This window comes from Yersinia artesiana (assembly GCF_902726545.1).
Classification (GTDB): Bacteria; Pseudomonadota; Gammaproteobacteria; order Enterobacterales; family Enterobacteriaceae; genus Yersinia; species Yersinia artesiana.
Genome location: NZ_CACVAD010000016.1, coordinates 1 through 12,189 on the forward strand (window position 1 = coordinate 1; position 12,189 = coordinate 12,189).

Sequence of the window (12,189 nt, forward strand, 5' to 3'; positions counted from 1 at the left end):
GCATATTGTTTGTCAATATCAGGATAGAGGACTGAAATGCGAAAAAAAATAATACAAATAATGTATATAAGTGTTTTTCTTAGTGTAGGGATAGGGTATGTATTGGGTCGAATCTATTCATTTTATCACCCCATGAACGGCTTGGAAGGATACTGGGAAGTCAATTATGATCTTAATGATTTTAAGGAAGGCTATCATATTTGCTCAAGAGTTAGTGTTTTAGACAGAAAAATAGATGTGTCAGCAGACGTATATGACGGGAGGGATTATCTGAAGGCCAGGCGAGATATAATGTTTAATGTGCAAGATGTTAAGCAAAATATATTTATTGGTAAGGTGTTATCTCTTTCTATTGTTGATGGCAACGATTGCTATTTGAATGATTTCCTAAATACACCTTATGGCGTAAGTCATCCTGTTTTTTATCAGTTGAATGAAAATACTATTTTAATGGAACAATCACAGGGACACCCTGTTAATAGCTTACGTTTATTGACTCGTACTGACACATAACTATGTCTTTTTATTGATTGAAATATGTTTGTCATCTTGGGGAGGTAATATTGCCGTATCTATCATAGCTAAGTGTAAAAAATAATGCTCTCTCACGTTGGCTTTTTGTTATGAAACTCGTTCCTGGTGTTAAATCTATAAGCTCACTTACGAATGGAAGATTTGGTATCCTGGCGGGTCTTGTTTTGGTTATTAGTCTATTCTCTTTACTCCAATTATTTTCCATCGGATTTTTATCTCATATATTAGATAACACAAAAGCTAATGTTGAAAAAACACGCCATAGCCATCAGCAAGAAGTATTAATGGATCGTGCAAGAATGGAGTTATTAATCGCTAGCGATAAACTCAATCGAGCAGGAATCTATTATATGGAGGATAAAGAGACCGGTTCTGAAGGTAGTTGGCAAAGTCTCTTGAGTGAAGCAACACAATCTATGCGGCAGTCACAAGAGGATTTCAGTCAGTTGTTATTGGTTTCTGCGCACGATGATCGGCCTGAGTTCATTGCTGTGAAGGAGAGTTATCTACAGTTATATCAAGGTCTATCAGAAATTAGTCAGGGATTGGTCAAAAACAACAATATTGATGTCTTTTTTGAAGTCCCTATTCAGGGTTTTCAAAGTGATTTTACTGAAAAGTATTACCGTTATCTGCAGGAAAGCGAAAATAACCGCACGGAAATGGATAACCAATTGCTCGCTTCTTTGTCCTCTGCAAAGCAGGCCGTTATCATTGCTTTGATTATCTTATTGTGCCTTGCATTCTCTGTTTGGTTAGGTGTGACTCGCTGGGTCATTCGGCCGCTTAATTATCTGATTGCCCAAATTCATGTGATTGCTGCGGGGGATTTATCCCATCAGATTGAGCATAACACTTTTACCAGCCGGGAAGTTCGGCTGTTGGCGGTCAGTATATACCAGATGCAACAAGGCTTAGTTGCATTGGTTAGCCAGGTACGTGGTGGTGTCGATGTTATTCTGACTGGCGTAAATCAAATCGCCGCAGGCAGCCATCGTATTTCTGAGCAAACACAATCACAAACAGAGTCACTGGCTGCCACGACACAAAATATGTATCAACTTACTGAACGTGTAAAACAGAATTCTAAGAGTGCTGATCAGGCGAATCAATTGGCGATTGAAGCCAAATTTATTGCCAGTCAAGGGGGAGATATGATGTCTGGCGTGGTGAATTCGATGGCTGATATTTCTGCGGGATCGCAGGAGATAGCCGAGATTATCACTTTGATTGAATCGGTAGCTTTTCAGACCAATATTTTGGCCTTAAATGCGGCAATTGAAGCTGCTCATGCTGGTCAGCACGGGCGGGGATTCTCTGTTGTTGCACGTGAAGTGGGAATATTAGCGCATCAAAGTGGTCATTCTGCTCTAAATATTAAACGCCTTATTGGTAACTCTTCAAAATCCATATCGGCAGGTGCTGATATGGTGGGGCGTTCTGGTGACAACTTACGCGCAATTATTGGAGCGGTCATAAAAGTGACTAATTTGATGGCTGAAATATCGACTGCATCACAAGAACAAAGTAAGGGTATTGAAGATATCACTGCTCGGGTAGGAATGATTAATGACGTCACCCGACTGAATGCTGATTTAGTCGAGCAATCCACTCAAGCCTCAGAAGTGTTGCAGAAACAAATATTTCAGCTTAACCAGTCGGTGGCACGTTTTTGTTTACCTGCCACTGTACGCCCCCCTCAACATGTTCATGAGGAGGTCGCAGTTAGTTTTTAATGTGCCATGACAGTTGTTAATAATTTGCGCCAGCCAGACGGGGTTCCATAATACTCATTCCGTCGCCGTGTAATACCAGAGTGAGCTTCGGAATATCTTGCGCAGCTTGTACCCGTGGTGCGGCGCCATAACACCAGCCACATAAATGGATCGAAAATGTAATGTAACTTCGTGGCGGTCATCGTATCTTACTCTATTGTCTTTTCTGGCTAGTAAGTGACGAATAGCATTAGCCGTTTACTGCGGCCATTTCATTTCGTTTTTAAGTACCTTGGCACTTAATTCCAAACTGGATTCATCTTTCAGTTCGGGGTAATGTTTTTTCATTGCTGTTATCAGTTCAACTGAGTCTTTTGCTTTGGGAATTTCTGTATTTAACGTGGTTAAATAGTTTTGAGTAAATGTCACTGATTCCAATGTTTGTGGTGCGTTATCAAGATAATGTCCCGGAACCACTATAATGGGTTTTAATGCTTTGATTTTTCCCAGTGTCGTCAGCCAATTCTGGCGAGACTCAGGAGTTTGAGTATCGGCGACCCATAAATGAATATTGCCTGAGACCGCAACACCGCCGACTACTGCTTTTAATGACGGGATCCAGACAAATGTCTTTTCTGGTGATGGTCCATCTAAGCCTTCGACGTTAATTTCCTGCCCATCAACAGTAAAGCTTTTGCCTTGCAATTCTTGTGGAACAATGACTTGTGTTGGAGCATTCTCTTTGAGAATAGGGCCCCAATAAGCCATTTTCCCCTCTTTAGTGGCCTTAATTTCTTCAATAGTCTGCGGTGTGGCGATCACTTTAGCTTGTGGGAATGCTTGGGCAATGACATCAAGGCCGAAATAGAAATCAGGATCTGCCTGGCTGATATAAATAGTGGTCAGCTTTTTGCCACTTTGCTTAATTTTCTTCACTAGCGCTTCAGCATCATTGCGCTGAAATTGCGCATCAATCAGAGCCACTTCTGTTTTACCGCTAATAATTTCAGATGATACCGGGAAGATACTTTTTTCTCCGGGATTATAGACTTCCATTTTTAGCTGTTCAGCGGCATGAGCTGTTGAGACAGCAGCGAAAGTTGTCAGGCCCGCAAAGGCCATTTGTAATAGTGTTTTATTTAACATGTTTGTATTCCTGAGAGTCACTGGGGGATGGGCTAGATAATAGATTGCTTATATCGATAGAAAAACTCGATAATGGACAATTATTTGTTGCTTAAATCGAGCTAATTATGGATAGAATTACCGCAGCAGAGGTATTCGTCACCATTGTTGAGCGGGGCAGTATGATTGCCGCTGCAGAGGCTTTGGAGATGTCGCGGGCTATGGTGACACGCTATTTGGCTGAGATGGAGCAGTGGGCAGGCGCTCGTTTGTTACACCGGACAACCCGTAAGTTAAGTTTAACTCATGCGGGGGAAGCGACCCTGGCGCGTTGTCGGCATATGCTTGAATTTGCTAAGGACATGGATTTAGTCGAGGGGCAAGAAAATGAAGAACTGCGCGGTTTATTGCGGATCAGTTGCTCTCAATCCCTTGGACAAAGTGCATTAGTTATTGCTGTTAGTGAGTATTTACGCCGTCATCCACAAGTGGCAGTGGATTTGCAGATGAATAACCGAGCTGTCAATCTGGTGGAAGAGCGTATTGATTTAGCGCTGCGTATTACCAATGATTTAGATCCAAACTTAATCGCTCGTCCGCTATCTATCTGCCATTCCGTTGTTTGTGCTTCTCCGGGTTACCTTTCCGCCAAAGGAACGCCGAAAACCCCAGCTGATTTGGCCGTCCACAACTGCCTGACATACTCTTATTTTGGCAAAAGTTTATGGCATTTTGACCAACAAGGCGTCAAATCATCAGTTGCGGTAGGCGGAAATCTCAGTGCCAATGAGTCAGTGGTGTTACTCAGCGGAGCATTAGAAGGGGCGGGAATCACCTTGCAGCCTGGTTACTCTGCCGCGCCGTATATTGCCAGTGGTGAGTTAATCAAGCTATTACCCGATTATCAGCCTCAAGAGATGGGAATTTACGGTATCTATACTTCACGTCGGCAAATGCCAGCCACATTAAGGTCGATGTTGGACTTTCTGGTGGAGTGGTTTACTACCCACCCACTGCCGACTTGAAACCGCAGCGGTGTTAGCTGCATTCACTCACCCGAATCACTGACTTGAGTCAGCTCATCGGGATTCGTTTATTTGCTGCCTTGCTGCGCCTCCAATTAGTTTGTGGGCCTGCCGGCTTGAAACCGCAGCGGTGTTAGCTGAGCGGTTACATTCTCAAACATATTTTTATTATTGGCACAGAGCTTAAATTATTTTAAATTTCATTTAGTTATCAATGAATAGAGAGATATATTACTTATCATGCTATTTATAACTCTGTTCATTACTGGTTATTATTCCTTAACTCATGCTATTTCTATCTGTACCCGTCACCTGGCATTCGATTGGGTATACAAATTAAATAATTATAAATAATAGGGTTATTGCGGCTTTATCCGGCAATTCGGCCCTCATCTACCTTTTCTATTCACTACAACATACCGGTTAATTAATCATTTACCGGCAACATTTTGATCTGCCTGGGAGCTTTATTATGCCTGTTGCGCTACTGGCATTAGCACTAAGTGCTTTTGCTATTGGAACCACTGAATTTGTCATTATGGGGCTGCTGCCTCAGGTGGCGGGTGATCTGCACATTTCGATTCCAACGGCAGGTTGGTTAATCAGTGGTTATGCATTGGGAGTGGCTATCGGCGCGCCTATCATGGCTGTCCTGACCGCTAAATTGCCGCGCAAAAAGACATTGTTGTTATTAATGGTGATTTTTATCATTGGTAACCTGATGTGTGCATTGGCATACAGTTATGATTTCCTGATGTTATCCAGGGTTATTACCGCACTGAGCCATGGGGCCTTTTTTGGTATTGGTGCCGTGGTTGCTTCTAATTTGGTGGCCCCTAACAGGCGGGCATCCGCAGTGGCTCTAATGTTCACCGGCCTGACACTCGCCAATGTGCTGGGGGTTCCCTTGGGAACGGCGTTGGGGCAAGCTTTCGGCTGGCGCTCGACCTTCTGGGTGGTGTCGGTCATCGGTTTATTCTCACTGGCAGCACTTTACCGCAAGTTGCCTTCTTCTCAGGAGGAAGCCCCAACCGAGTTACGTAAGGAGATTGCTGCGCTGCGCGGAGGGGGGATCTGGTTATCTTTGCTGATGACGGTCTTTTTTGCCGCGGCGATGTTTGCCCTGTTTACTTATATCGCCCCAATTCTGACTGAAGTGACTCAGGTTTCTGAGCATGGCATCAGTTGGACCTTGTTGTTGATGGGCGTGGGCCTGACATTGGGCAATATTGTGGGTGGGCGGTTGGCGGACTGGCGTTTATCCGTGAGTCTGACGATGACTTTCTTACTCATCGCGATATTTTCCGCTCTATTTAGTTGGACAAGTTACTCATTACTGGCCGCGGAAGTGACACTCTTCTTGTGGTCTGCTGCGGCATTTTCAGCCGTGCCTGCCTTGCAAATTAATGTGGTCGCTTACGGTAAAAAAGCCCCTAATCTGGTCTCAACACTGAATATTGCGGCCTTTAACGTTGGCAATGCCTTAGGCGCGTGGGTCGGAGGTGTGGTGATTGCCAAAGGATTGGGATTGACCGTCGTCCCGCTGGCCGCCGCAGCACTGGCGGTTGTTGGTTTGCTGCTATGCCTGTTTACGTTTTCCCGCGCGCGCGCCGGTAAGATCAGCGCGGTTTAATTAAGAGATGAACACTGTTGGGCAATCACCGTCGCCAGACGTTGTTGGAAGGTGATTGCCTGCTGTTTTAAATGCTCGATAAAGGTATCGACCAGGCTGGATGATGGGCGATGTATCGGTTGTATCAAGCTGATAGTAAAAGGAATATCAACACTAAATGGCCGAATGCAAACACCTTCATTGACTCCAGCACCAATATAATCCAGAGCGGTTAATGGATTAACAATAGAAACCCCCACCCCTTCTCGCACCATGGCACAAACTGAAGCTGCGCTGTGAGTTTCCAAAACTAATCTTCGATTAATGCCTTGTTCAGTAAAGAGATTATCCAATAACTGTCGGTAACTGTCGGTGACTGACAGGCTGATAAAGTTCTCGCCCTGAAAATCTTGCGGAGTCAGTACGGCTTTTTCCTGCAAGGGGTGGCCACTGGGTAATACGCAAACTTCATTTACGGTCATCAGCGCATGGCGCACCGTGCCCGCCGGGGTTTGCGTATTCTCAGTCAAGCCGAGGTCGTGCCGCTGGGCCGAAAGCCATTCCTCTAATAAAGGTGATTCTTGCGGGATAACGCTCAGACTAACTTCCGGATAGCGGTCAATAAAAGGTTTACACACCGCTGGAAGCAATGACTGAGAAAACACTGGCAGGCAGGCAATAGAAAGCTGCGCATGCTGGAATTGGCGTATCCCTTCGGCAGCCTGTTTAATACGATCAAGCCCATAATAGGAGCGCTGAACCTCTTCAAATAAGCGCAGACCTTGCACTGTGGGGTATAGCCGCCCGCGCACGCGTTCAAACAATTTTAATTGGACTAATTGCTCAAAACGAGCCAATTCGCGGCTGACGGTAGGTTGTGATGTTTGGAGTAATAACGCGGCTTCAGTCAGATTACCGGTAGTCATAACACCATGAAAAATCTCTATTTGTCGTAGGGAAATAGTGGGCATGACAGCTCTCCTGCGGTGGTGACTGTTTAATCTAACCCATATCATAAATGAATAGACTAAGGGTAAATAGATATTTTCTTCACACCCACGATGTTGTTAATAATAACCCATCAGCGAAATCCTTATTTTCGCCCCGTATATTGACCCAATTATTAGGAAGACCTATGCCGCGCGCCCTTAACGACACTTCTTCGGCACTGACCGCCCAAAACCTGATTACCTTACCCGAACGTTTTGGTTGCCCGGTATGGGCTTATGATGGCGAAATTATCACTCAAAAAATCAATCAATTGCGTCATTTTGATGTGATTCGATTTGCCCAGAAAGCCTGCTCGAATATTCATATTTTGCGCTTGATGCATGAGCAAGGTGTGAAAGTTGACTCGGTATCTCTGGGGGAAATTGAGCGCGCGTTGCAGGCTGGTTTTCAACCGGGGCAAGAACCTGCTGAGATTGTCTTTACTGCCGATTTGCTGGATCAGGCTACCTTACTGCGGGTGACGGAATTAAACATTCCGGTTAATGCGGGTTCCATTGATATGCTCGATCAACTGGGGCAGCATGCGCCCGGTCACCCGGTTTGGTTGCGGGTTAATCCAGGTTTCGGTCACGGACATAGTCAGAAAACCAATACCGGCGGTGAAAACAGCAAACACGGTATTTGGCATGAGGACTTGCCGCAAGCCATTGCGAAAATTCAACAATATGGATTAACCCTGGTGGGGATACATATGCATATTGGTTCCGGTGTTGATTATCAGCATTTGGAACAAGTGTGTGATGCCATGGTGCAGCAGGTGATTGCGCTAGGGCAGGATATCAGTGCTATTTCCGCCGGCGGTGGGTTATCAATCCCCTATCAATCTGGCGATGATGAGATTGATACCGAGCATTATTACGGCTTATGGAACAGCGCGCGCGAGCGGATTGCCGCGCATTTAGGTCATCCCGTCAATCTTGAAATTGAACCCGGTCGCTTCCTGGTTGCTGAAGCTGGAGTGTTAATCGCGCAGGTTCGGGCGGTGAAAAATATGGGGCGTCGGCACTATGTCTTGGTGGATGCGGGCTTCAATGATTTGATGCGACCAGCCATGTATGGCAGTTACCACCATATTTCAGTATTACCAGCTGACGGGCGCTCACTTGCCAACCAACCGCTGATTGATACTGTGGTTGCTGGCCCGCTTTGCGAATCGGGGGATGTGTTTACTCAGGAAGCGGGGGGCGGGCTAGAGACTCGTAAATTGCCCGCCGCCAACATTGGCGATTATCTGGTATTCCATGACACCGGGGCCTATGGTGCTTCAATGTCTTCAAACTACAATAGCCGGCCATTATTGCCAGAAGTCTTGTTTGAACAGGGGCAGCCGCGGTTAATCCGCCGCCGCCAAACCATTGCAGAACTTATTGCGTTAGAATTGATTTAATCATAGTGAGCCAGCATCTCAATCATCAACCGATGCTTGCGGGCTGGCGACCGAATGGCGACGCACCAGTGTTGGGCTGAACATATTGGTGGTTTCAGGAAGTGGCGTGTTATTGGCTAGCGCCAGTGCTAATTCTGCGGCCTGTGTTGCCATCGCCACGACGGGATAGCGAATGGTGGTCAGCCGCGGGCGCAGATAACGGGAGATCAACACATCGTCAAAACCGATCAGTGAGATCTCTTGTGGCACTTCAATACTGTTATCGCTGAGCACAGACAATGCCCCTGCAGCCATCGAGTCGTTATAACAAGTGACCGCAGTGAAGTTTCGGCCACGACCAAGTAAGTCGGTCATGGCTTGTTCACCGCCGATTTCATCCGGCGTACCGTAGGAAATTAAACGGTCATCAACCGCAATACCAAACTCTTCCAGAGCATCCAGATAACCTTGCAGACGATCAGTGGCATCAGAAATTTGATGATTGGAGCAAATAATCGCTATTCGTTTATGCCCTTGCTGAATCAGATGACGGGTTGCCAGCCAGGCACCATAACGATCATCCAACGCCACACAGCGGGTTTCAAAACCGGGGAGGGTGCGGTTAATCAATACCATGCCAGGGATTTGCTGCATTAATGACGTCAATTCTTCATCAGATAATTTTTTGGCATGAACCACCAGTGCGGCACAGCGATGGCGAATTAATTGTTCGATAGCCTGACGCTCTTTTTCTGCATCATGGTAACCGTTTCCAATCAATAGAAAATTACCGGTGGCATAAGCCACTTGCTCTACCGCTTTGACCATAGAACCAAAGAAGGGATCTGATACATCAGAAACAATCATACCGACGGTTTCTGTGGATTGCTGCGCTAGCGCCCGCGCATTGGCATTCGGGTGATATTGCAACTGCTCCATGGCGCTGCATACCGCCTTTCTTGATGTTTCACTGGCCTTGGGCGAATTATTGATAACACGAGATACCGTAGCGACGGAAACACCCGCCAACTTGGCAACATCCTTAATAGTGGCCATTTTTCTTCCAGAGATTTTCAGGGTAATCGCTTACATCACTCAGTTTTACGGAAAACGAAGCTATCTGCAAGGGGGGATGATCGCAACTTGGTGAGAAAAGACCACAGAAAAGAAAATTAGGAGTATGGCGCGCAATTGGTGACAAACAGAGTCACTCCACCAGATATCGGCCAACAAAATAGCCAGCGGTAGCTTAGTCCAAAACGATTATGCTTAGTCAAAATTATGCTTTGGGCTTACATTCATGTGAATGTTACTTTTATGATCTATTCAATTGCCTGAGATCGCCATGTCCATCACCCGTTACCCCCAGCTTGCCCACTGGGGCGCTTATACCGCAGTTGTCGAAGATGGCAAACTGATCCGCTGTGAACCTTTTGCTGATGATCCCAATCCTTCACCATTATTGGATTCCATTACCCCGATGGTGTATTCCGACAAACGTATTCGCAAACCCGCCGTGCGTCGCTCGTGGCTACAGCAACGTGAAAAAAGTGATCGCACTTTACGTGGACGGGAAGATTTTGTTGAGGTGGACTGGGATGTCGCGCTGGATTTAGTCGCAGAAGAGAATCGCCGTGTGAGAGATCAGTATGGCCCATCAGGGCTATTTACCGGTTCCTACGGCTGGTCTTCTGCTGGGCGTTTACATCACGCTCGCTCATTAGTCAGGCGTTTCTATTTCAGTGGCGGTGGTGGTGTTGATCAGTTGGGTAACTACAGTTGGGGTTCGGCACAGTTTTTCTTACCTTATGTCATCGGGACTTTTAGCCCACTGACCGGCAGGGTGACCTCCTGGCCCAGTGTGGTGGAGCACTGCGAACTGTTTATCGCTTTCGGCGGATTGGCGCTGAAAAATGCTCAGGTGTCCTCTGGCGGTTCGGCGGAACATTCATTAAAACCCTGGCTGGAGAAATTGGCACAAAAGGGCACGCCGGTGATTAATATCAGCCCGATGCGCGATGATTGCCCGGACTTTGTGAATGCAGAATGGATCCCCATTCGCCCTAACACCGATGTGGCACTGATGTTGGCACTGGCGTATGAAATTCAGCGCCTTGAGGGGGAGGATAAGGCTTTCCTGGCTTCTCATTGTGTGGGCTATGAGCAATTAGCTGATTACATTCGCGGAGTGAATGATGGCGTAGCGAAAACGCCGGACTGGGCCAGCGACATTACCGGTATTCCGGCGGCAAGAATTAGTCAGTTGGCACAGCAACTTATTGGTGTGCGCAGCTTTATGACTTGCTCCTATTCCATCCAGCGCGCGCATCGCGGTGAACAACCTTACTGGATGGTCATTGCGTTATCGGCCATGTTGGGGCAAGTGGGCTTACCCGGCGGCGGTTTCTCATTTGGTCACGGCTCAATGAATGGTGTGGGTAATCCCAGAATTGATACCCCAGGGCCAAGTATGCCGGTGGGGAAAAATCCAGCGGGGCTGGCGATTCCGGTGGCGCGGATTTGTGACATGTTGCTGCAACCGGGGCAGCCTTATCAGTTTCAGGGGGAAACTCATAACTATCCGGACATTCATTTGGTGCACTGGGCGGGCGGCAATCCTTTCCACCATCATCAGCAATTGAACCGGCTGGTGGAGGGCTGGCAAAAGCCGGATACCGTGATTGTGCAGGATATCTGGTGGACACCCGCGGCGAAAATGGCAGATATCGTGTTGCCGGTGACCAGCTCGCTGGAGCGCAATGATATTGGTGGATCGTCTCGGGATCGCTATGTATTGGCAATGCATCAGGCCATTGCCCCGCAACATCAGGCTCGGCACGATTTTGATATTTTCGCTGACTTAGCTGAGCGGCTAGGTTATCGCGACACCTTTACTGAAGGGCGCGATGAAATGGCGTGGATCAAACATATTTATCAGGAGTGCGGTGTCGCACAACAGCCCCATGAGGTGGAATGGCCTGATTTTGAGACGTTCTGGCAACGGGGACATGTGGATTTACCGGCTCCGCAGAAAGAGTTCGTTTTCTTCGATGCTTTCCGCACCGATCCGCAGGTTAATCCTCTGCAGACGCCGAGCGGTAAAATTGAATTATTCAGTGAAAAAATCGCCAGTTATCAATATGAGGATTTTGCCCCGCATGCCCAATGGAAGCCACCTATTGAATGGCTGGGTGCGCCGCAGGCTGAGCAATGGCCGCTGCATTTGATTTCTATCCAGCCGAGTGATCGTCTGCATAGCCAGCTTGATCCTGCTCCCTTGGCGCAGGGGAATAAAACCGCCGGTCGCGAAACCCTCTATATGCACCCACAGGATGCTGCTCACCGTGAAATAACGGAAGGCAGTCAAGTTCAGGTGAGTAATTTACGCGGCAGTTGTCTGGCGGGGGTACGCATTACTGACGGTGTGACACGTGGTGTGGTGCTAATGGCAACGGGGGCCTGGTTTGATCCCGGCTTTGGTGGCAAGCAGCCTTTTGGTAGCGAACAACATCAAGTTGAGCAATCCGGTAATCCTAATGTCCTGACATTAGATATTGGCACTTCTCGTTTGACCCAAGGCCCGAATGCGATGAGTTGTCTGGTTGAGGTGGCACTGTATTAATACAGTTGTACTTATTCAGCGGTACTGGTGCATCGGATGTACCGCAATGAATTACAAACCTTTTCGTCTTTCTGACAATGTTCACTCCTGGTTACACTTTGCACGTAAATGTTGCGATTGCTTGCTGGCTGAGGTTTCACTTAAACGGATAGAGTAGTGATCCCAGAGGTATTAATTGG

At 47.0% G+C, this 12,189-nt stretch carries 9 protein-coding genes; 6 read left to right on the forward strand and 3 right to left on the reverse strand.

Translation table 11 applies throughout. The features are described 5' to 3' along the window. The first annotated feature begins 36 nt into the window (after window positions 1-36). Window positions 37-513 (forward strand): hypothetical protein, encoded by a 477-nt coding sequence (locus HU019_RS07185; protein WP_174848558.1) that lies wholly within the window; start codon window positions 37-39, stop codon window positions 511-513. 110 nt (window positions 514-623) lie between these two features. Further along, window positions 624-2,270 carry a methyl-accepting chemotaxis protein gene (locus HU019_RS07190; RefSeq protein WP_174848559.1) on the forward strand — a complete coding sequence of 549 codons (1,647 nt, stop codon included), beginning with the start codon at window positions 624-626 and terminating at the stop codon, window positions 2,268-2,270. A 237-nt stretch (window positions 2,271-2,507) separates the two neighbouring features. Here the strand turns inward: HU019_RS07190 and HU019_RS07200 are convergent, their stop codons facing one another. Then, window positions 2,508-3,395, reverse strand: a complete 888-nt coding sequence (locus HU019_RS07200; protein WP_174848560.1) for an MBL fold metallo-hydrolase — start codon at window positions 3,393-3,395, stop codon at window positions 2,508-2,510. A 107-nt stretch (window positions 3,396-3,502) separates the two neighbouring features. Here HU019_RS07200 and HU019_RS07205 point away from each other — a divergent pair, with 107 nt between their 5' ends. Both HU019_RS07205 and HU019_RS07210 read left to right on the forward strand, forming a co-directional pair. Further along, a complete protein-coding gene (locus HU019_RS07205) occupies window positions 3,503-4,399 on the forward strand; it encodes a LysR family transcriptional regulator (protein ID WP_174848561.1) in 897 nt (298 codons plus the stop codon). Window positions 4,400-4,871: 472 nt separating this feature from the next. Continuing rightward, window positions 4,872-6,032: an MFS transporter gene (locus HU019_RS07210; RefSeq protein WP_174848562.1), complete on the forward strand. Its 1,161-nt coding sequence runs from the start codon at window positions 4,872-4,874 to the stop codon at window positions 6,030-6,032. Here HU019_RS07210 and HU019_RS07215 read toward each other — a convergent pair. Next, window positions 6,029-6,982 carry a LysR family transcriptional regulator gene (locus HU019_RS07215; RefSeq protein WP_174848563.1) on the reverse strand — a complete coding sequence of 318 codons (954 nt, stop codon included), beginning with the start codon at window positions 6,980-6,982 and terminating at the stop codon, window positions 6,029-6,031. The genes HU019_RS07210 and HU019_RS07215 overlap by 4 nt on opposite strands. A 164-nt stretch (window positions 6,983-7,146) precedes the next feature. Here HU019_RS07215 and lysA point away from each other — a divergent pair, with 164 nt between their 5' ends. Next, entirely contained in the window at window positions 7,147-8,409 is a 1,263-nt protein-coding gene (gene lysA / locus HU019_RS07220; protein ID WP_174848564.1) for a diaminopimelate decarboxylase, read from the forward strand. 18 nt (window positions 8,410-8,427) lie between these two features. Here the strand turns inward: lysA and galR are convergent, their stop codons facing one another. Further along, window positions 8,428-9,444: an HTH-type transcriptional regulator GalR gene (galR, locus tag HU019_RS07225; RefSeq protein WP_174848565.1), complete on the reverse strand. Its 1,017-nt coding sequence runs from the start codon at window positions 9,442-9,444 to the stop codon at window positions 8,428-8,430. Window positions 9,445-9,733: 289 nt separating this feature from the next. On the opposite strand from galR, the gene HU019_RS07230 reads away from it, so the two are divergent. Continuing rightward, the gene (locus tag HU019_RS07230; protein ID WP_174848566.1) at window positions 9,734-12,010 is read left to right on the forward strand and encodes a molybdopterin guanine dinucleotide-containing S/N-oxide reductase; all 2,277 of its coding nucleotides are present in this window, start codon (window positions 9,734-9,736) and stop codon (window positions 12,008-12,010) included. Window positions 12,011-12,189 lie beyond the last annotated feature (179 nt).